The sequence below is a fragment of the Poinsettia branch-inducing phytoplasma str. JR1 genome, assembly GCF_000309465.1.
Taxonomy (GTDB): Bacteria; Bacillota_I; Bacilli_A; order Acholeplasmatales; family Acholeplasmataceae; genus Phytoplasma; species Phytoplasma pruni.
Genome location: NZ_AKIK01000083.1, coordinates 1 through 608 on the forward strand (window position 1 = coordinate 1; position 608 = coordinate 608).

A 608-nucleotide genomic window follows, 5' to 3' on the forward strand; every position below is an offset into this window, starting at 1 on the left:
CTTCCTTTTTAAAAAAAAGAAGGGAATTGATAAAAGTTATAAATTTAAATTTGTTGACTTTGTTGATTATTTAATGGTTTGCTTAATAATTGCGGGGCAGCATAGTTTAAAGTTTGTATCATTCTTTTTTGATTATAAAAAATAATGTATTCATGCACCATTTTCATCATCTGTTTAGTATTCGTGTTTTCTAAATTACTTAAATAAAGTTTTTCTCCTTTTAAATTAGCCCAAAAAGACTCAATACAAGCGTTTTGAGAAGGAATACCGACATCGGAGAAACTTTGTTGATAACCTTTTTGTTTTAAAATAGTTTTAAATCTTTTAGCAGTATATTGGCTGCCTTGGTCAGAATGAAATAGACATGGTTTTTGAAGCGGTTTTAACTGTTCGAAACTGTGCATAACCAAAGACAGGTCTTGTTTATCAGCTATAGTATAAGCAATAATTTCGCGGTTATATAAATCCATAATCGCGGATAAGTAAAGTTTTTTTCCGTATTGAGGACCATAGATTAAAGTAGTAATATCAGTACATAATTTCTCATAAGGTCCAGAAGCATAAAAATTATTTTGTAATAAATTTAAATCCGTAAGAGGTGGTTTTTT

The 608-nt window shown here is 28.8% G+C and carries 1 protein-coding gene; it reads right to left on the reverse strand.

From position 1 onward, the window contains the following. Positions 1–44: 44 nt before the first annotated feature. Positions 45–608 (reverse strand): DDE-type integrase/transposase/recombinase (locus ON17_RS01985; protein WP_017191831.1); only part of this gene is annotated, 564 nt, incomplete at its 5' end.